This window comes from Geobacter pickeringii (assembly GCF_000817955.1).
GTDB lineage: Bacteria > Desulfobacterota > Desulfuromonadia > Geobacterales > Geobacteraceae > Geobacter > Geobacter pickeringii.
The window spans coordinates 53,937-73,009 of sequence record NZ_CP009788.1; the positions used below are offsets into that span (position 1 = coordinate 53,937).

Genomic DNA, 19,073 nt, shown 5'->3' on the forward strand with positions numbered 1-19,073 from the left:
GGAGAGGGACGGATCAGAGGGTGCAGCGGAGGAGCTTCGTCCCCTCCCGGAAGAGGATCTCGGCCTTGTTCGGCTTGATGACGGCGGTCACGACCCCGAGACCGAAGGTGGAATGGGAGACGAGGGTGCCGTTGCGCAGCGTGGCATCCATGCGGTAGGGGATCGCCTTGTCGGGATCCAGCTCCGCCATGCGGCCCTCCCAGATGACGGGAGCGGCCGGTGCCGCCTCCTTGCGGGTGCGGGGGGAGGCCGTTTTCCCTGCTGCCGCCGGGCGGGAGGATTTCTTCTCCTCCTGGGGGGGGTGGTAGTTGTGCTGGCCGCCGCAGGTGTTGCACTGGACCCGCACCACCCGCTCCTCCACCATCGCCACGATGGTGTGGTTGAGAACGTCCCGGCAGCGGGTGCACCGTGCCTCTATGATATCTCCTGCGGAGCGGCGTCGAACAATCATCGTATCGTACCTCGTCGTCTTTCGTGATGCGTGGATCGGCCCGGCAAAAAGACGGCGTTTATAGCACCTCCCGCCGGGACTGTCAAGGAGCTTCCCCCCAACGGCACGACCCGCTGGACCTCACTCCCCCACTCATGATACCCTTTACCGGATTATCTGTCAGCCATTTCTGCGACGGGCCCGCCCGCCGCCCGATCGTACACTCTGTCGTCCCGGCGGGGCGAAAGGAATCAAGGGAAGCGATGAACGTCGAACAGATGAAAGGGGTCCTGCGGGAGATCCTCACCAGGACCGACCTCACCCCCTGCGTGGTGGGGCACCGGGGGGTGGGGAAGACCGCCGGCATCATCCAGCTCTGCAGGGAGCTCGGGCGCCGCTACGTGCCGCTGCGGCTCGGCCAGATGGAGGTGGGGGATCTCGTGGGGATCCCGTACCGGGAAGAGGATGTGATGCACTGGTCGCGCCCCAGCTGGTGGCCCACCGACATCGACCCGGAGACCGTCATCCACTGCGACGAGCTGAACCGGGCCCAGCAGGAGGATACCCTCCAGGCGATCTTCCAGTTCGTGGAGCCGCCGGCGGAGGGGAAGCGCCGGGCGCTCCACATCCACAAGCTCCACCCGAAGCACAAGGTGGTGGTGACCATCAACCCCCCCGACGGCACCTACCAGGTGGCGACCCTGGACCGTGCCCTCATCGACCGGATGGTGATGCTCTACGTGGAGAGCGACTACTCCTGCTGGGCCGCCTATGCCGCCGCCCGGGAGCTCGACCCCGGGGTGCGCCAGTTCCTGGCCGCCAACCGCGCCTTCCTCGCCAGCCAGGGAGGGCCCCTGGAGATGGACGCCGAGCCGACGGAGCGGGGGTGGGAGATGGTGAGCATCCTCCGCCGGGAGTGCCGCTTCCCGAAGGAGCTGGAGATGGAGATCTACGCCGGGATCGTCGGGAAGGAGGCGGCCATCGCCTTCCTGCGCTGGTGCACCGAGAACGCCGCCCGTCCCGTCACCGCCGCCGAGGTCCTGGCCGGCGGGGTCGGGGTCTGGGGGCGGCTCGCGGCCCAGCGCGACGACCAGCAGGCCGTTACCATGGGGGACGTCGTCGCCACCCTCACCGCCGCTCCGACCCTTGACCCGGCCCAGGAGGAGCATCTGGTGCGTTACATCGACTCCCTGCCGCGGGACATGCGCTTCGGCCTCGTGAAGTCGCTCCTGCGGATTCCCGTCGTGGCCCAGCTCCTTTCCCAGGACAAATACGATGCCGTGGTGCTCGACGCCATCCGGCAGATCAGCACGGAAGCCCAATGACCATTGCCACCCATCGGACCACCCTTGCCAACGGCCTGCGGGTCGTGGCCGTCGAGATGCCCCACCTCCACAGCGCCGAGATCGCCGTCTACCTCCGGGTCGGCGGCCGCCACGACCGCCGGGAGAAGGCGGGGCTCGCCCACTTTCTGGAGCACATGCTCTTCCGCGGCACCGCCGAGCACCCCTCCAACCTGCAGCTGGAGGCCGCCTTCGAGGCGATCGGCGGCTGCGTCAACGCCGCCACCGACGCCGAGACCACCTGCTACTACTCCCGGGTCCATCCGGACCACGTGGCCGAGGGGGTGCGGCTTCTGTCGGTCATGCTCCTCTCCCCCACCTTCCACGGCATCGAGGTGGAGAAGAAGATCGTCACCGAGGAGGCGCTGGAGGATATCAACGAGGAGGGGGCGGAGATCAACCCCGACAACCTGGCGAGCAGCCTCCTCTGGCCGGGGCACTCCCTCGGGATGCCGACCATCGGCTATCTCGACACCATCGCCGGCTTCAGCGAGGCGGATCTGCGGGAGCAGATGGCCCGCTACTACGTGCCGGCCAACGCCGTGGTGGTTGCGGCGGGAAGGATCGCGGCCCCGGAGATCTTCGCCGCCGCGGAGCGCGCCTTTGGCCCGTGGCGCGGCCCGCTCCCGCCGGAGCAGCTCCCGGTCGCCGACGGGCAGGACGCACCCCGGACCGTCTTCGTGAAGGATGCCGACAGCCAGGTGGACCTCCAGATCGCCTTCCGCGGCTTTCCCCGCCTCGATCCCCGGATGGTCCCGGCCCGCCTCATCCGCCGGGTACTGGCGGGGGGGGGGTGCTCGCGGCTCCACCTGAACCTGCGGGAGCGCCTCGGCATCGTCTATTCGGTCGACGCCCAGCTGGCGGCCTACGACGAGACCGGCTGCTTCTCCGTGGACCTCTCCACGGCGCCGGAAAACCTGACGGTGGCGGTGGAGGAGGTGCTCCGGGAGACCGGCCGCCTGGCCCGGGAGGGGGTCGACGAGGAGGAGCTCCGCCGGGTCAAGGAGGGGTACTTCTTCGATCTTGCCTACAGCAGGGATTCCACCTTCGAGATGCAGGTGCGCTACGGGTGGGGCGAGCTGATGGGACTGGTGAAGGGGGTCGATGAGGACCGGACCGAGGCTGCCGCGGTGGATGGGGCCATGCTCCGGGCCACGGCCCGGGAGCTCTTCTCCCCCCGGCGGCTGAACCTCGTGGCGGTGGGCCCCCTGAAGGGGAGCGTCCGGAAGGAGCTGGAGGGGATCATCAGGCGGTACGAAGCGGCATACTGACGCGGAATCCCCGAAACGGCACGGCGCGGGGGACGGGGGCGGGGTATTACTTCGCTCCCCGTTCCCCGTTTTTCGTTCCGGCCCGCGCCTCCAGGACCTGGATCCCGATCCTGCCGACGAGCCGGCCGAGGGTGGCCATCGTCTCGGGCTCCTCGCCCTCCACCAGCTTCACATGGGTGACGTCGGCCGGCGCTTGGCCCGTGGTCGGGTCCACCGGGAGCCAGCTCCCGGCCACCACGCTCTCGGCCCAGATGTGGAAGGAAAACCCCGTGCCGGGGAAGTAGGCAAGGCCGGAGACCAGGCGGGTGGGGATGCCGGTGGCCCGGGCGAGGGTGCAGTAGAGCCGTGCCCGGGCCGGGGAGTCCCCCTTCCGGCTGTCGAGGGTGTCGAGGGGTGAGGGGGGATCGACAGCCTCCTCCCCGACGGTGGTGGCAACCCAGCGGGCCAGGAGCAGGGCCTGCCGTGCCGGCTCCCTCTCGTTGCCGACAATCTCCCGGGCGCGGGTCGCCACGGCGGGGTCCCCCACAGGGAGCCGGTCGGCCGGCGCGAGATAACGCGCGGCGGCCCCGCTGTCGGCCGGTTCCGGCTCCGCCGCCGCGACGGTGAAGAGTGCCGTGCCGTCCGCACGCCGGGTGGCCGTTGCCGGCAGGGGGAATGGGGCGGGAATCCCGCTCACGGCGATGACGAGCCGCTCCAGGCCCGCCGGCTCCGCCAGGGGAGGGGTCACCGGCACCAGGCTGAAATCCCGGAGCGCATCCCGGCGCGCAACGGCGGCTGTGGCCAGGTAGCGCAGGGCGCTCCCCTCATCCTCCGCCCTAGTTTCCACCAGGCCGTCCCGCACCGATTCCCGCACGGTGTTCCCCGCCGGATCGACCCAGATGTCGTTGTCGACCATCGGATAGAGATCGTTCTGGAGGTGGACCACATTCCCCCCCTGGGGGAAGGGCTCCATCCCCATCACCTCCATGGCCACCCCCTTCACCTTCACCCCCTCCGCGTCGAGCATCGGCACCGTGATCCGTTTCCCCGGTGCCATCCCCTTCATGAGGGGGTAGAGGTTCATGGCGGCCGGGGGGTAGACCGCCCCCTTCGCCTTCAGGAGTTTCTCCTTCCGCTTCCCCTCCGACAGCACCGTGACCTTCACCCCCTTGGGGGTCGCCTCTCCGTCCAGGGTGAGGGGGGTGCCGTCCAGCACCTCGTCCACGTGGAACGAGCGGAGGGAGAGGTCGCGGTTCACGCGGTAGCGCTCCCGGGAGATCGCCTGGCGGGAAAAGCCGAGCACGACCATTTTAACGGCCGACTCGGCGGTGATCTCGTATCCCTCCGCACTGGCGGCAATCTCCTGCCGGGCAAAGCCGGTCCGCTCTCCGCCGAGGGAGATGGCGAACCACCGGACCCCGAGGGGAGGGGCCGCAAGACGGGGGATGGGGGATGGGGCGGCGACGGCGGCAGTGGCGGTGAGGCAGAGGAACACGGCGACAGCGCCGCGGAGTGAGGTGCGGTTCATGGGAATGGTTCCTCGGTGCGGCAGGGGGAGAGAGCAGAAGGTGCGGCGCCGTCTCTCCCCTGCGTTCGGGTCACTCGGTGAAGATCGGCTCTCCGGAGGCCTCGGGGCGCTCTTCCTCCTGCTGGAGGGCGCAGCGATCGGCAGGGGGGAGGTCGTTCTCCGGCTCACCCTTTGTGAGGAGAAGCGAGAGGTGATCGAGCAGCTGTTTTCTGCCGGCGGGGCCCAGCCTGCGGAATTCGACAATCAGTTTGTGCTCGTCAATGGTCAGCTCCATGGGGGGCTCCTTTGGGGGAAGTCGGCGCCGGGACGCCGCGGAAACGGGTGATACCGTGGAGGTTATATCACAAAGAGGTGGGGGTGGCAATCGGCGCCGCCACCCCGCGGCGCGCCGGCAGCGGCCCCGGCCGGTTGTGGGTGCTGATGGATAAAAATGCTTTAAATTTTAATGAGTTATGGCAATATATTTTGTTGCGAAGCACAATGTGGCGGGGTATACTATGTATGAAAGAATTGCGAGGGCCGCAAGGCTCTCATTATGCCCTAGTTGACTTTCCCTCCTAGTCGCTAGGGTGTTTTTTTGCCTTCGGCATGGTTGTGCCGTTGGTGGCACGGGGCGCAGGCGCTGTGTCATCGGTTGCACAATCCCTCCGTTTGGACTATCCTGACCGGAAATCTGCAATCAATCCCCGTCTACCCATTCCCGAGGAGCCATGGAACCGATCGTTACCATCAAGGAGAGTTGTCGCAAGTGCTACCGCTGCGTTCGCAGCTGCCCCGTGAAGGCGATCAAGGTGGAGCAGAGCCACACCGAGATCATCTTCGACCGCTGTATCGGCTGCGGCAACTGCCTCAGCAACTGCCCCCAGCAGGCCAAGGTGGTGGCCGACAAGGTGACGGTCACCGAGGAGCTCCTCGGTGCGGAGGGGGTGGTGGTGGCCGTGCTCGGCTCCTCGTTCCCCACCTACTTCCATAACGTGGCGCCGGGGCAGCTCGTGGCCGGCCTGAAGCAGCTCGGATTCGGCGAGGTCCACGAGGGGGCCTACGGCGCGGAGCTGGTCGCCGCGGACTATGCCCTGATCACCGCCGCGGGCGACCGCCCCCATATTACGTCCCACTGCCCGGCCATCGTCGACCTGATCGAGCGCCACTATCCGAAGCTCCTCCCGTCTCTGGTGCCGGTGGTCACGCCGATGGTGGCCATGGGGCGGTTTCTCAAGGATGCCCTTGGCCCCCGGGCCCGGGTGGTTTACATCAGCTCCTGCATCGCCGCGAAATTCGAGACCCAGATGAAGGAGACCCGCGGGGCGATCGATGTGGTGCTGACCTACAAGGAGCTGGAGGGGGTCTTCCGCAGCCGCGGCATCACTCTCTCCACTCTCGCCGAGGAGCCGTTCGACGGGGTCCAGCCGGGCAACGGCCGGCTGTTTCCCCTCTCCGAAGGGACCTTCCGGGCCTTTTCCATCCCCGCCGATCCCTTCGACACCGAAATCGTCGCAGCCTGCGGCGAGGTGAACGTCATGGGGATCATCAACGATCTGGCGGCCGGCCGCATCTCCCCCCGGATCGCCGACCTCCGCTTCTGCTACGACGGCTGCATCGGCGGCCCCGGCCGGAACCGGGCGCTGACCGAGTTCTACCGCCGCAATCTCGTCATCAACCACTACCGGAAATCGGTCCCCTACCGCACCGCGCCCCACTACGAGGGAACCCCGGAGACGGTGGCGCTCCAGCGGACCTTCGCCAGCAAGCACGCGCGGCTCGAGGCGCCGACGGCGAACGACGTCAAGAAGATTCTCCAGGCGACCAACAAGTACGCCATCAAGGATGAACTGAACTGCCGCGCCTGCGGTTACCGGACCTGCCGCGAGTACGCGGTGGCGGTCTTCCAGGGGCTGGCCGAGATCGAGATGTGCCTCCCCTACACCCTCCAGCAACTGGAGGAGGACCGGGGGCGCCTGATCCAGAAGTACGAACTGGCACGCCGGGAGCTGGACCGGGAGTATGGCGACGAGTTCATCGTCGGCAGCGACCGCAAGACCCTGGAGGTGCTCGGCCTCATCAAGCAGGTGGGTCCTACCCCCACCACGGTTCTGATCCGCGGCGAGTCGGGGACCGGCAAGGAGCTCACCGCCCGGGCCATCCACCGTTACAGCAAGCGCAACGACAAGCCCCTCGTGACGGTGAACTGCACCACCATCACCGACTCGCTCCTGGAGAGCGAGCTCTTCGGCCACAAGCGGGGCGCCTTTACCGGCGCCATTGCCGAGAAGAAGGGGCTGTTCGAGGCGGCCGACGGCGGCACCATCTTCCTCGACGAGATCGGGGATATCACCCCCAAGCTCCAGGCGGAGCTGCTCCGGGTCCTCGACATGGGGGAGGTTCGTCCCGTGGGGGGGACGGCGGCGAAGAAGGTGGACGTGCGACTCATCGCCGCCACCAACCGCAATCTGGAGGAAGGGGTGCGGGAGGGATGGTTCCGGGAGGACCTCTACTACCGGCTCAACGTCTTCACCATCACCATGCCCCCCCTCAGAAGCCGTGTGGAGTCGGTGCCGATCCTCGCCCTCCACTTCCTGGAAAAGGCAAGCACCAAGCTCAACAAGAAGATCGTCGCCATCGAGGAGCGGGCCATCAAGGCGCTGGTGCAGTATCCGTGGCCCGGCAACATCCGCGAGATGCAGAACGTCATCGAGCGGGCATCGGTCCTGACCCACGACGACGTGATCCGGCTCGAGAACCTTCCCCGGGCCTTCTCTGAACGCCACGAGAATGACTCCCTGGCGACCCTCGACACCCGGAGCTCCTTCCGGGCCGAGCGGGAGCGGCATGTGGTCAAACTGGAAAAGAAGCTCGTCCAGCGATTTCTGACGGAGGCCAACGGCAACGTTACCCAGGCGGCCAAGCTGGCCAATATTCCCCGCCGCACCTTCTACCGCCTCCTCGACAAGTACCGCCTCAAGGAGCGGGACGCCAAGGGGCGTCATCTGATAGACGAGGAGTAGTGGAAGGTGTGCACTTTTGGCCAGAGTGTGTCATTCGTGGCACAATAATGTAAACAAAAAAAATGATTAGTTTATACCAATGTTTTAAAAAGCAGTGATTTTCATTGGTTGCAGAAATTTTTTCGTTCCCTCTATTTTGGCATGTATATCGCTAGTGTATTCGCAATAACGCACGGCACCAATACATGCACACCATACACGGAGGAAACCAACCATGGGCAGAATGAGAGAAAATCCGCGCTACAACGTCATTTCCATGAGAGTCAGCGACGAGGAGCGCGAGCGGCTGCAGCAGATCATGGAGACCACCCACATGAGCGTCTCCGATATCATGAGGGAGGCGATGGACCTCTTCACCGTCAAGCTCGAACAGTCCCAGGACGCCGATCAGAAGGCCGCCTGAACAAGAAAAAGGGTCCCCCGCGGGACCCTTTCTTTTTTGCGCTCATATTTTCGCTCTCTGCCGCGACACCCTTTCCGGCACGAGATGCCGCACACGACACACTGAAAAGCGGCGGAAGGTCGATACCTTCCGCCGCTTTTTCGTTTTGTTCCGACCCGTTGCTCCTTACTTGACGTTCCAGGTCGTCCCCTGGGGCGAGTCGAGGAGGACGATGCTGTGGGCGAGGAGCTGGTCGCGAATCTCGTCGCTGCGCTGGTAATCCCGGGCCGCCCGGGCCGCCGTGCGCTCCTCGATGAGCCGTTCGATCTCTTCCTCCGTAATGGTCAGGCCGGTGCTCTTTCGCCCCTTGAGGCGCTCGGCGAATCCCTCGGGGGACGAGGAGAAGATGCCGAGAACGGTGCCGATTTCGCTTACTCCCCGACGGGCCGCGGTCAGGGCCTTCCGGGCTTCGGCCCCGGATGGCGCCCCTTCGGCCAGGGCCTTGTTGGCGCTCCGGACCAGGTCGAAGACGTAGCCGAGGGCCTGTGCCGTGTTGAAATCGTCGTCCATCGCCTCGCGAAACCGTGACGGAAGCTGCTCTACCTTCTCGGCCAGCTCCCGCTCGGTGTCGGCCAGCGATGGGGTCTGTGCCGCCGATGGCACACCCTCCAGAAGGGCGTCGATCCCCCCCAGGGTCTTGTAGATCCGTTCGAGCCCCGCTTCGGCCTCCTTCAGGTTCTGGTCGGAAAAGTCGATGGGGGAGCGGTAGTGGGCCGAGAGGAGGAAGAAGCGGAGCACCTCAGCGTCGTACTTCTCCAGGACTTCCTTGATGGTGAAGAAGTTCCCCAGCGACTTGGACATCTTCTCGGCGTTGATGTTGACGAAGCCGTTGTGGATCCAGTACCGCGCGAAGGGCTTGCCGTTGGCCGCCTCCGACTGGGCGATCTCGTTCTCGTGGTGGGGGAAGATCAGGTCCTTGCCGCCGCCGTGGATGTCGAAGGTCTCCCCCAGGTACTTCATGCTCATGGCCGAACACTCGATGTGCCAGCCGGGGCGCCCCGCACCCCAGGGCGATTCCCAGTACGGCTCCCCCGGCTTCGACCCCTTCCAGAGGGCGAAGTCCATCGGGTGGCGCTTCTTCTCCCCCACCTCGATCCGGGCGCCGGCCTGCATCTCCTCCAGGTTGCGCTTGGAGAGCTTCAGGTACGGGGCGAACTTTTCCACGCAGAAGTAGACGTCGCCATCGGCGGCGTAGGCGTGCCCCTTGGCGATGAGCCGCTCGATGACCTCGATCATCTCGACGATATGCTCCGTCGCCTTGGGCTGGTGGGTGGGGAGTTCAAGGCCGAGGGCCGCCATGTCTTTGTCGAACTCGGCGATGAACCGCTCGGAGATGACGGTGAAGGGGACCCCTTCCTTGTTGGCGCGGTTGATGATCTTGTCGTCCACGTCGGTATAGTTGCGGACGTAGGTCACCTCCAGACCGCTGCGGCGGAGGTAGCGGTAGATCATGTCGAACACCACGTTGGCCCGGGCGTGGCCGATGTGGCAGTGATCGTACACCGTCACCCCGCAGACGTACATCGTGACCTTTCCCGGCTCCAGCGGGACAAACTCTTCCTTGGCTCCCGTGAGGGTATTGTAGACTCGCAGCGCCATCGTCTTCTCCAACTCGTTAGATATGAAACTTCTTACCCTAGCACAGGGGAATCCCCCTTGGGAAGAGCGGATCAGCGCCGCCGGGACTCCAGGACCTTCCGCACGGTCGTCACCAGCTGCCAGGGGGTGAAGGGCTTGTGGACATAGGCATCTCCCCCCGACTCCGTCACGAGGCGCCGGAGCTCCTCCTCACTCTTGGAGGAGAGGAGGACGATGGGGATCTCGCGGCTGAAGTCCTTTTCCCGGAGGAGCTTCGCCTTCTTGTTGCCGTCCAGCATCGGCAGCATCACGTCGAGGATGATCAGGTCCGGCTTGTTGCGGGAAAAGATATAGGTGTTCGCCTCGATGCCGTTGGCCGCGGTAATCACCTCGTAGCCTGCCTCCTCGAGGGCGTCGCGCGCCATGGCGAGCACCAGTTCGCTGTCGTCTACCACGAGGATCCTGAGTTTTTCCACGCTTAACCTCCCTGTTGCGAGAATAATTCAGCGATGAGAGGGGGGATGGCGTCGAGCGCCGCCACCCGCCCTGCCGCGTCCAGAGCGATGGCCGCCCGCGGCATGCCGAAGATGACCGAACTCGCCTCGTCCTGAACGATGGTCATCCCCCCCCGCTCCCGTATCTGCTTGAGTCCCCGGGCCCCGTCGCGCCCCATGCCGGTGAGGAGAACCCCGACGACCTCCTCCGCGTGGGCCTCCGCGAGGGAGCAGAAGAGGGGGTCGATGGAGGGGCGGCAGCAGTTCACCGGCGGGGTGTCGAGAAGATGGACCGTTCCCCCGACCACGGTCATGTGGCGGTCGTCGGGGGCCACGAGGGCCTCGCCCGGCGTGAGGTGGTCCCCTTCCCGGGCCAGGCGTACCGTGAGGGAGCTCTCCCGGTCGAGCCACTGGGTGAAGCCCCGGGCGAAGCCTGAGGCAATGTGCTGCACGATGCAGACCGCCGCCGGAAAGTCGGGTGGGAGGCTCTTAACGATGCTCATGACCGCTTTGGGACCACCGGTGGAGGCGCCGATGGCGAGGATGCTCGGCCGCCCGCCGGTGGGGGATGACGGGGGGGGGGCGGGCTCCTTTCGACGGCGCTGGTGATGGCGGATCACCTTCACCCGCGCGAGCATGCGAACCGTGGTCCGGAGCTTTTCGGCAAAGGAGACCCCGCTCCCGATAAGGTTTTCGGCCGGCTTCTCCATCACGTCGAGGGCCCCCGCCTTGATGGCGGCAAAGGCCAAGTCCACATCCCGGTCCGCGAGGGTGCCGGAGAGGACGAGGATCGGCGTGGGACAGCAGGTCATGATCTCGCCGATGGCGGTCAGGCCGTCCATGACCGGCATGACGATGTCCATCACCACCAGATCGGGGCGGAGAAGCGCCGTCAGCTCCACCGCCTCCCGGCCGTTGGCCGCCTCGGCCGCCACGGTGATGTCGCCGCCGGCGAGGATGTCCTTGAGGATCGCCCGGACCAGGGACGAATCGTCTGCGATCAGAACCCGGATCATCGTATGGTCATCCAATCAGCGCCTCGACGGCGTCGAGGAGCGTTCCTTGTTCAAAATTTCCCTTGACGATGTACGCCTGGGCCCCCGCCTCCATCGCCTCCCGCTTGTCGTCGTCCCGGGAGAGGGAGGTGACGACGATGACCGGCACCTCGCGGTAGTCGGGGATCGCCCGCAGGCGGCGCGTCAACTCGAAACCGTCGATCCCCGGCATCTGGATGTCGGTCACCACGAGATCGAACTGCTGCCGGCGGATCTTTTCGAGGGCGTCCTCGCCCGAGATCGCCACCTCCGCCGCGTATCCCCGGGAGACAAGGATCCCCTGCTCCATGGCGCGGGTGGTGAGGGAATCGTCCACCACCAGTATTGTTCCCCGCGTCCGGGCGGCTTGGAGCTCGGCCGCCGCCTGGCGGTAGCCGGTCCGGACCCCTTTTTCCGCCCGGGAGAAGAGCCACGGCACGCTCAGGATCGGCGCCGGGGTTCCGTCGCCGAGGATGGTGGCGCCGGAGAGGGAGGAAGCCCCCTTGAGCTGGTCCCCCACCCCCTTCACGACCACCTCGGTGCTGCCGATGACCCGGTCCACGGAGCAGGCGAGAAACTGCTCCCGGTACCGCACCACGATCGCCTCGATCCGCCCCGAGGGGGGGATGGACGGCCGCTCTCCCGGAGCCAGGAGCGCGGCGAGGGGGACCAGGGGGATGGTGGTCCCCCTCAGGGTGACCACCTCGCGCCCGCCGGCGGTGGCGATCTCGCCGGCGGCCACCTTGAACGATTCGGCGACGAAGGCGAGGGGGAGCGCGTAGGTCTCGCCGTCGCTCTGCACGAGCATCGCGTCGAGAACCGCGAGGGTGAGGGGGAGCTTGAGGGCGATCTCGGTAAAGCTGCCAGGGGCGCTTCTGAGGACGAACTCCCCCTTGACCCGGTCCACGTTCTGCCGGACCACGTCCATCCCGACCCCGCGCCCGGAGACGTCGGTGATGAAGTCGCGGGTGGAGAAGCCGGGGGCCATGACGAGGTACCGTGCCTCATCGTCGGAGAGGAGCTCCGCCTCCTCCTTGGAGACGATCCCCTTGCGAACCGCCGCCTCCCGCACGATGATCGGATCGATCCCGCGACCGTCGTCCCGCACCTCGATCAGGACGCTGTTCCCCTCGTGGCGGGCCGCAACGGCGATGGTCCCCCGCAGCGGCTTGCCGGAGAGGATGCGGTCATCCTGAGGCTCGATGCCGTGGTCGACGGCGTTGCGCAGCAGGTGGAGGAGGACGGGGCGGAGCTCTTCGAGGAGCGCCCGATCCAGTTCCACGGAACCGCCGGTGACCCGGAATTCGACCTCTTTCCCCTGTTCCCGCGCCAGGTCCCGCACCATCCGGTCGAAGCCGTCGGTGATGGTGGAGAGGGGGAGCATCCGGAGCGCCAGGGCGTCGCCGTGGAGTTCCTGAGCCAGGGCCGATATCCCCCGGAACTCTTCCTCGAGGCCGCGGTGGAACTGCCGCAGCGCCGCGGCCGCGGCTGCGTCGAGCCCCTCGGCGATCTCCCCGAGCGAGGAGAGCCGCTCCTCGATCCGCCGCCGGCCAATGAGGAGCTCCCCCAGGCGGTTCAGGAGCCGGTCGAGGGTCTTGACCCCGGCTCGGACCGTGTCGCCGAAAGCGCCATCGTCGGCGCCGGCCGACTTCGTCACGCCGCCGACGGGGATCTCGCCCCGGTCGAAGGCGGCGAGGAAACCGGCGATATCGAAGGCGGAATCCTCCCCCCGGCCGACGGCGTCCAGGAGGCGGGCAAGGGCGTCGGTCCCCGCCAGCAGGAGGTCCACCGTGGGTGGGTCGGCGCGGCGCTTCCCCGCGGCGATCTCATCCAGCAGGTCCTCCAGGCGGCTGCTGACGGCGCCGATCCCGTCGTAGCCCAGCAGGCGCGCCGACCCCTTGACCGTGTGGGCGTTGCGCATCAGCTCCCGGATGCGCGTGCGGTCGTCGGGGTCGCGCTCCAGCTCCAGGAGCCCCTTCTGGAGGCCCGAGACGTGCTCGCCGGCCTCACGCAGAAAGATATCGAGGTAGCGGGACTTGTCGGTCATTTACCTTCTTCTTCGCTCAGATCCTTGAGGCGCTCGGTAAGCTCAATGATCTCCGCCACCGCCTTCTCGGTCTCCTCGGCACTGGCTGCCACCTGCTGGGCCACGTCCCGGACCTCGGCCATGGTCTCGGCCATCTGCTCGCAGGCCGAGGTCTGCTGCTGGGTCGAGAAGGTGATCTCCTTGGCGGCCCGGCCGGTCTCCTCCACCATCCGGAGGATGTCGCCGAAGGAGATCTGCACCTTGTCGACGAGGGCGCCGGCGGCATCCACCGCCTTGGTCCCCTCCTCGGTGACGATGATGGTGGTGTTGGTTGCCTTCTGGATCTCTTCGATGAGGCCGTTGATCTGGCGGGTCGCCTCTACGGTCCGTTCGGCGAGGCGCTTCACCTCCTGGGCGACGATGGCGAAGCGCTTTCCCGCCTCGCCGGCGCCGGCCGCCTCGATGGCGGCATTGAGGGCGAGGAGGTTGGTCTGGTCGCTGATCTCGTCGATGATCCCGACGATGCCGCCGATCTTCTGGCTGTTCTCGCCGAGCTTGAGCATGCTCTCGGCGATCCCCTGGACCTGCTCCCGCACCCGGCGCATCCCGTCGGTGGCGTTGGTCACCTCGAGGCTGCCGGCGGTGCAGCTGCGGATGGTCTCCTCCGCCATGGACTCCACCGACCGGGCGTTGTCGGTGATCTGCTTGGCGGTGATGGCGATCTCCTCGGAGGTGGTGGTCACCTCCTGGACGGCGGTGGCCTGCTGGGCGGCCCCCGACGACTGCTGGGCGCTGATGGCCATCATCTCGTTGGCCGAGGTGGAGAGGTGGACGATCGCCTCCTTGATGGAGGAAAGGAGCCTGCTGCTCTTCTCGATCTCCCCCTTGAGGTTCTTCACGATGCCGGTGGTCATGGTGTTGAAGGCCTCGGCCAGGGTGCCGATCTCGTCGTCGCTCTCCACCGGGATCTCTTCGTCGAGGTTGCCGCCGGCGATCCGCCGCGCCGTGTCGGTGAGCTTCTGCAGGGGGCTGAGGTAATGCCCCAGGACCAGGAAGATGGTGAGGCTGGTGATGAGGAGGAGCACCGCCATGCCGATGATGATCTCGTTGCGGACGGCGGCGACGTGCTGGTGGGTCTTGGTCATGGAGTAGCCGAGCCGGAAGGCCCCCCAGTGCTTCCCGTTCACGAAGACCGGCACCGAGATGTCCCACATCACCTCGCCGGTGTCACGGGTATAGACCTGCTTCAGGAGCTCCTGGCGGTTCTTTGACGCCGCCATCCCCACCTCGTCGTTGAAGATCCGCTTTGTCCGGTTGTTGAGCCGGTCCTTGTCGCGGTCGCCGGTGAGGGGCTGGGAGTAGCGGCTGTTGTGGGTCGGAATGTAGTCGTTTCGGTCCACCAGGACCGCGAAGACCACCTGGTCGTCCCGCAGGTACTCGTCGAGGATCTTCTGGAGCTCCGTGTCGAGGTAGCGGTCATAGCGGGTGTGGTATTTGGGGGGATCGGTGCCGGGGATCGGGACGTACTTCTCGTCGAAGACGTCCCCCTCCGTGAGGGCGCCGCTGCGGATGGCTTCGGCCAGGATCTGCTCCGCCATCTTGGCGCCGGTGAGCGCCTCGATCCTGCCGCGGGCCAGGAGCTCCTCCTCCCGGGCCGCGCCGCGGGAGCGGACGAAGTAGACGGTGAAGGCGGTCATGATGACGACCATGACGAGGATCAGGATGGCGGTGATCTTCACGGATAGCTTTTTGAACATGCCAGCTCCTTCGTGTGGTGTGCGGCGCGGATCAGTAGCCGGTGGCGGTGATGGCGGGGGACGCCAGAAGTTTCGGCAGGTCGAGGAGGAGGACCAGCCGGTCGCCGTCGCGGATCTCGCCGCGCACGTACTCGCTGCGGGTGGCGCCGGCGGCTTCGAAGTCGTCCAGCGGCAAAGGGGCGATCCCGACGATCCCCTCGGTGAGGATTCCGGTCAGGAACTTCTCCCCCCTGACGACGACGATCCTCCCCCCGTCGCCGATGTCGGGACGGCTGACTCCGAGCAGGGGGCGGATGTCCACCGCCGCCGTGATCTCGCCCCGGAGGTTGAAGATGCCGGTGATGATCTCCGGCACCCCCGGCACCCGGATCAGCTTCGGAATCCGGAGCACCTCGGCGGCGTGGACCGTCTCGAAGGCGTAGAACTCCCCGCCGAGGAGGAGCGTCACACACTCCAGCGTCTCCCCCCCCTCCTCCTGCACCTCGGAAACCCCGCGCCAGTACTCCTCCTTCATCCCGCTCAGGATGGAAAGGATATCGTATCCGGCCTCCCGTTTCTCGTCCATACCCCGCTCCTGTTATGCCAGTTCGCCGCGGAGAAGCTCCATGAGCGTTTCCCGCGGCATTCCCCCCGAGAAGGGGACCATCTCTCCTGCCGGCAGCCGTTCCAGCGTCCGCAGGGCGTTGCGCAGCTCCCGCCGTCCGTCCTGCGGCCTCCCGAGTCGTTCGAGGAGCCTCCCCAGCGCATAGTGGGGCATGACGGCGTCCATGTCGAGGAGAAGCGCCCGACGGTAATCGTCTGCCGCCTCCTCCACCTCCCCGGCCGCCTCCCGGATGAGCCCCCGCACCAGGTACGCCTCGGCGAGGAGATCGTCGACAGCCAGGGCGGCGTCGCAGTCGGCGAGGGCCTCGCCGAAACGGCCGCCGTTGGCCCGGATCGTCCCCCGCATGAGGAGGGCGCCGGTGTGGTGCGGCTCCCGCAGGAGGAGCTCGCCGAGGAGCGCCGCGGCCCCGCCGTACTCCTCGGCATCAAAGAGGATCCGCGCCTCCCGGAAGAGGTCCCGCGGAGGCTCTTCCGCAGGGGTGGCGCGGGGGGGGCGAAGCGGTGCCGGCGTCCCGGCTTCCTCCGCCGGGCGCAACGGGGAAGGGAGCGGGGGGCGGAGAGCGGGGCGCGCTCCACGTTCCCGGGTGACGGCGAAGGGGCCCGGCGTGACCGGAGCCGGCGCCATCTCCCGGGGGACCACCGTCCCATGCCCCTCCCGGCGGCGGTAATAGAAGCCGCTGCCGTGGGAGAGGCGCTCGAAGCGGGAGGAGAGCTGGAGCAGCGACTCCGAGTGGCCGAGAAAGAGGTAGCCGCCGGGAGCGAGGGCCTCGGCGAACTTTGCCACGAGCCGCTCCATGGTGGCGAGGTCGAAGTAGATCATGACGTTGCGGCAGAAGATCACGTCGAATCCCGGCTCCTCGTCCCCCGACGAGGGGAACCGCCCCCCTTGGAGGTTCAGGATGCCGAATTCCACGAGCCGCCGCGCCTCCTCGCCGACCTGCCACCCGGTGCCGCTCTTCGTGAAGTGCCGCTGCCGGCACTCCGGCGCCGCTCCCCGGAGGGTCCGATCGCCGTAAATACCCTCCTGGGCCCGCCGGACGGAGGCGCCGTTCAGGTCGGTGGCGACGATGGCGATGTCCCACTCCCGCCAGTCGGGGAGGGTGTCGATGACGGTGATCGCCAGGGAGTAGGGCTCTTCACCGGTGGAGCACCCTGCCGACCAGATGCGGAGCCGTTTCCGCCCCTCCCCCCGGCGTTGCGCGATCTCCGGGATGATGAACCGGCGCAGGGCGTCGAAGTGGTAGGGGTAGCGGAAGAAGGAGGTCTCACCGACGGTCAGGAAGGTGAGGAGCCGGGAGAGCTCGCCGCGCGCCCCGGCATAGCGGAGCAGGTAGTCGAAATATTCGGTGAAGGAGCCGAGCTTCAGCGCCGCCATCCGGCTGCGGAGCCCCCGCTCCAGGAGTTTCAGGTTCCGCTGGTCGAAATGCAGGCCGGTTTCGGCTTCGAGGAAATCGGCGAAGAGCTGGTGCGCTTCCCCGTCGAGCGGCCGTGGCGCCGTGGTGTACGGCACCCGCCGCCGTCGCAGGATGGCCAGATCCTCCCGCAGTTTCTCGGGATCCGGCGGGCGGGGAAGGACATCGAAGGCGGAGAGAAGCTCATTTTCCGCCACGGCTCCCTTGGTCACGACGATCACCGGCACGGCACGGCTCTCCCTCCCCCGCTGGAGCCGGGCGATGAACGGCTCCGCCGTGGCCGTGGCGTCGGGGAGGTCGAGGATGAGAAGGTCGGGGGGGCGGAGCCTGATGGCGTCCACCCCTTCGGCCATGGTCCGGACGGTGGCCGTGGCGCATTTTTCGGCCGCAAGGGTCCGGGCGAGCAACTCGCTCAGTCGTCCATCGTTGGAGATGATGAGGGTTTCGGACGCGTGCATCGCACCCCGTGTTCGTTCCGCTTCTGTGGAGTTACGCCCCCTTGTCCGCCTTGACCCAGGAGTCCCGCAGGGTCACGGTCCGGTTGAAGACCGGCGTGCCGGGACGCGTCTCCCGCAGGTCGACGCAGAAATACCCCTGGCGCTCGAACTGGAAGCGCTCTTCGGCGCCGGCCCGGGCGAGGGACGGTTCCAGCCGGCAGTCGCGCAGGATCTCGACGGAGGCGGGGTTGATGAGCGCCTTCCAGTCGTCCCCCGCCGGGTTCGGCACCGAGAAGAGCCGGTCGTAGAGCCGGACCTCGGCGGCGACGGCGTGCCGGGCGGAGACCCAGTGGATCACCCCCTTCACCTTCCGTTCGGCCCCCGGCAGGCCGCTGCGGGTCTCGGGGTCGTAGCTGCAGCGGATCTCCGTCACCGCTCCGGTCTCATCCTTGACAAAACCGGTGCAGGTGACGATGTATGCCCCCCGCAGCCGGACTTCCTTTCCGGGCGCCAGACGGTGGAATCCCTTGACCGGGTTTTCCATGAAGTCGTCCTGCTCGATGAAGAGTTCGCGGCAGAAGGGGACCGTGCGGCTGCCGAGCTCGGGGCGTTGGGGATGGTTGGCGAGGGAGAACTGCTCCCCCTCCCCCTCCGGGTAGTTCTCGATGACGAGCTTTACGGGGTGCAGCACCGCCATGGCCCGGGGCGCCCGCTGGTTCAGGTCCTCGCGGACGCTCTCCTCCAGGATGCTCATGTCGATCCAGCTGTCGCTCCGGCCCACGCCGATCCGGTCGCAGAAGGAGCGGAGCGACTCAGGCGTGTAGCCGCGCCGGCGCAGTCCCATGATGGTCGGCATCCGGGGGTCGTCCCAGCCGGAGACGTCGCCGTCCTGGACGAGCTGAAGGAGCTTGCGCTTGCTCATCACCGTGTAGGAGAGGTTGAGCCGGGCGAACTCGTACTGCCGCGGCCGGGCGGGGACGGGGAGGTTGGCGAGGAACCACTCGTAGAGCGGCTTGTGGTCCTCGAACTCCAGGGTGCAGACGGAGTGGGTGATCCCCTCGATGGCGTCGGACTGGCCGTGGGCGTAGTCGTACATCGGGTAGATGCGCCAGGCGTCCCCCACGTGGGGGTGCGGCGCGTGGATGATCCGGTACATGACCGGGTCGCGCAGGTTCATGTTGGGGGAGGCCATGTCGATCTTCGCTCGGAGCACCTTGGCGCCGTCGGGGAATTCGCCGGCCCGCATCCGGCGGAAGAGGTCGAGGTTTTCCTCCACGGTGCGGCCGCGGTAGGGGCTCTCCTTCCCCGGCTCGGTCAGGGTCCCCCGGTGGGCGCGGATCTCCTCGGCGGTGAGATCGTCCACATAGGCCTTCCCCTGGAGGATCAGCTGCTCGGCCCATTGATAGAGCTGCTCGAAGTAGTTGGAGGCGTAGTAGAGATGGCTTCCCCAGTCGAAGCCGAGCCAGTGGACGCTCTCCTTGATCGACTCGATGTACTCCGTATCCTCCTTCGCCGGGTTCGTGTCGTCAAAGCGGAGGTGGCAGCGGCCGCCGAACTCCTTTGCCAGCCCGAAGTTCAGGCAGATCGACTTGGCGTGGCCGATGTGGAGGTAGCCGTTGGGCTCCGGCGGGAAACGGGTGACGATGGTCTCGTGTCTGCCGTTCTGCAGGTCATCCTGGATGATGTTCCGGAGGAAGTTGGTGGCTTGGGGTGTTTCGGTTGACATGAACGCGATCC

Annotated in this window: 15 protein-coding genes; 4 read left to right on the top strand and 11 right to left on the bottom strand. The window is 66.9% G+C overall.

The window, feature by feature from the left end; translation table 11 throughout:
• Positions 1-13 precede the first annotated feature (13 nt).
• Entirely contained in the window at positions 14-451 is a 438-nt protein-coding gene (locus GPICK_RS00215) for a hypothetical protein (protein WP_039739410.1), read from the bottom strand.
• A 242-nt stretch (positions 452-693) separates the two neighbouring features.
• On the opposite strand from GPICK_RS00215, the gene GPICK_RS00220 reads away from it, so the two are divergent.
• Together GPICK_RS00220 and GPICK_RS00225 are read left to right on the top strand one after the other, a co-directional pair.
• Positions 694-1,755 carry a hypothetical protein gene (locus GPICK_RS00220; RefSeq protein WP_039739412.1) on the top strand — a complete coding sequence of 354 codons (1,062 nt, stop codon included), beginning with the start codon at positions 694-696 and terminating at the stop codon, positions 1,753-1,755.
• Complete coding sequence (locus tag GPICK_RS00225) at positions 1,752-3,044, top strand: M16 family metallopeptidase (protein WP_039739414.1); 1,293 nt, start codon at positions 1,752-1,754, stop codon at positions 3,042-3,044. Before GPICK_RS00220 ends, GPICK_RS00225 begins: the two co-directional genes overlap by 4 nt.
• Positions 3,045-3,090: 46 nt before the next feature.
• Here the strand turns inward: GPICK_RS00225 and GPICK_RS17965 are convergent, their stop codons facing one another.
• The gene (locus GPICK_RS17965; RefSeq protein WP_052263215.1) at positions 3,091-4,551 is read right to left on the bottom strand and encodes a transglutaminase-like domain-containing protein; all 1,461 of its coding nucleotides are present in this window, start codon (positions 4,549-4,551) and stop codon (positions 3,091-3,093) included.
• 70 nt (positions 4,552-4,621) lie between these two features.
• The gene (locus GPICK_RS00235; RefSeq protein WP_039739415.1) at positions 4,622-4,825 is read right to left on the bottom strand and encodes a hypothetical protein; all 204 of its coding nucleotides are present in this window, start codon (positions 4,823-4,825) and stop codon (positions 4,622-4,624) included.
• Positions 4,826-5,261: 436 nt separating this feature from the next.
• On the opposite strand from GPICK_RS00235, the gene GPICK_RS00240 reads away from it, so the two are divergent.
• Both GPICK_RS00240 and GPICK_RS00245 read left to right on the top strand, forming a co-directional pair.
• Positions 5,262-7,553 (top strand): sigma 54-interacting transcriptional regulator, encoded by a 2,292-nt coding sequence (locus GPICK_RS00240; protein ID WP_039739417.1) that lies wholly within the window; start codon positions 5,262-5,264, stop codon positions 7,551-7,553.
• 214 nt (positions 7,554-7,767) lie between these two features.
• Positions 7,768-7,956, top strand: a complete 189-nt coding sequence (locus tag GPICK_RS00245) for a ribbon-helix-helix protein, CopG family (RefSeq protein WP_039739419.1) — start codon at positions 7,768-7,770, stop codon at positions 7,954-7,956.
• Between the two features lie 165 nt (positions 7,957-8,121).
• Here GPICK_RS00245 and cysS read toward each other — a convergent pair whose 3' ends face one another.
• The 8 genes from cysS to GPICK_RS00285 form a co-directional block, all read right to left on the bottom strand.
• Entirely contained in the window at positions 8,122-9,594 is a 1,473-nt protein-coding gene (gene cysS / locus GPICK_RS00250; protein ID WP_039739423.1) for a cysteine--tRNA ligase, read from the bottom strand.
• Positions 9,595-9,665: 71 nt separating this feature from the next.
• The gene (locus tag GPICK_RS00255; protein WP_039739426.1) at positions 9,666-10,049 is read right to left on the bottom strand and encodes a response regulator; all 384 of its coding nucleotides are present in this window, start codon (positions 10,047-10,049) and stop codon (positions 9,666-9,668) included.
• 2 nt (positions 10,050-10,051) lie between these two features.
• The gene (gene cheB / locus GPICK_RS00260) at positions 10,052-11,083 is read right to left on the bottom strand and encodes a chemotaxis-specific protein-glutamate methyltransferase CheB (protein WP_039745061.1); all 1,032 of its coding nucleotides are present in this window, start codon (positions 11,081-11,083) and stop codon (positions 10,052-10,054) included.
• A gap of 7 nt (positions 11,084-11,090) precedes the next feature.
• Entirely contained in the window at positions 11,091-13,148 is a 2,058-nt protein-coding gene (locus GPICK_RS00265) for a hybrid sensor histidine kinase/response regulator (protein WP_039739428.1), read from the bottom strand.
• On the bottom strand, positions 13,145-14,884 hold the full coding sequence (locus tag GPICK_RS00270) for a methyl-accepting chemotaxis protein (RefSeq protein ID WP_039739431.1): 1,740 nt from the start codon (positions 14,882-14,884) through the stop codon (positions 13,145-13,147). Before GPICK_RS00270 ends, GPICK_RS00265 begins: the two co-directional genes overlap by 4 nt.
• A 31-nt stretch (positions 14,885-14,915) precedes the next feature.
• A complete protein-coding gene (locus tag GPICK_RS00275; protein ID WP_039739434.1) occupies positions 14,916-15,449 on the bottom strand; it encodes a chemotaxis protein CheW in 534 nt (177 codons plus the stop codon).
• Positions 15,450-15,461: 12 nt separating this feature from the next.
• On the bottom strand, positions 15,462-17,357 hold the full coding sequence (locus GPICK_RS00280; RefSeq protein WP_039739438.1) for a CheR family methyltransferase: 1,896 nt from the start codon (positions 17,355-17,357) through the stop codon (positions 15,462-15,464).
• Between the two features lie 31 nt (positions 17,358-17,388).
• Entirely contained in the window at positions 17,389-19,062 is a 1,674-nt protein-coding gene (locus tag GPICK_RS00285) for a glutamine--tRNA ligase/YqeY domain fusion protein (protein ID WP_039739441.1), read from the bottom strand.
• Positions 19,063-19,073: the final 11 nt, after the last annotated feature.

What these genes read in the sequence shown, in the direction of transcription:
- GPICK_RS00265 (WP_039739428.1), bottom strand. Translation starts at nt 13,148, where the DNA reads ATGACCGACAAGTCCCGCTACCTCGATATCTTTCTGCGTGAGGCCGGC.
- GPICK_RS00245 (WP_039739419.1), top strand. Translation starts at nt 7,768, where the DNA reads ATGGGCAGAATGAGAGAAAATCCGCGCTACAACGTCATTTCCATGAGA.
- cheB (WP_039745061.1), bottom strand. Translation starts at nt 11,083, where the DNA reads ATGATCCGGGTTCTGATCGCAGACGATTCGTCCCTGGTCCGGGCGATC.
- GPICK_RS00270 (WP_039739431.1), bottom strand. Translation starts at nt 14,884, where the DNA reads ATGTTCAAAAAGCTATCCGTGAAGATCACCGCCATCCTGATCCTCGTC.
- GPICK_RS00285 (WP_039739441.1), bottom strand. Translation starts at nt 19,062, where the DNA reads ATGTCAACCGAAACACCCCAAGCCACCAACTTCCTCCGGAACATCATC.
- cysS (WP_039739423.1), bottom strand. Translation starts at nt 9,594, where the DNA reads ATGGCGCTGCGAGTCTACAATACCCTCACGGGAGCCAAGGAAGAGTTT.
- GPICK_RS17965 (WP_052263215.1), bottom strand. Translation starts at nt 4,551, where the DNA reads ATGAACCGCACCTCACTCCGCGGCGCTGTCGCCGTGTTCCTCTGCCTC.
- GPICK_RS00220 (WP_039739412.1), top strand. Translation starts at nt 694, where the DNA reads ATGAACGTCGAACAGATGAAAGGGGTCCTGCGGGAGATCCTCACCAGG.
- GPICK_RS00215 (WP_039739410.1), bottom strand. Translation starts at nt 451, where the DNA reads ATGATTGTTCGACGCCGCTCCGCAGGAGATATCATAGAGGCACGGTGC.
- GPICK_RS00235 (WP_039739415.1), bottom strand. Translation starts at nt 4,825, where the DNA reads ATGGAGCTGACCATTGACGAGCACAAACTGATTGTCGAATTCCGCAGG.
- GPICK_RS00280 (WP_039739438.1), bottom strand. Translation starts at nt 17,357, where the DNA reads ATGCACGCGTCCGAAACCCTCATCATCTCCAACGATGGACGACTGAGC.
- GPICK_RS00275 (WP_039739434.1), bottom strand. Translation starts at nt 15,449, where the DNA reads ATGGACGAGAAACGGGAGGCCGGATACGATATCCTTTCCATCCTGAGC.
- GPICK_RS00225 (WP_039739414.1), top strand. Translation starts at nt 1,752, where the DNA reads ATGACCATTGCCACCCATCGGACCACCCTTGCCAACGGCCTGCGGGTC.
- GPICK_RS00240 (WP_039739417.1), top strand. Translation starts at nt 5,262, where the DNA reads ATGGAACCGATCGTTACCATCAAGGAGAGTTGTCGCAAGTGCTACCGC.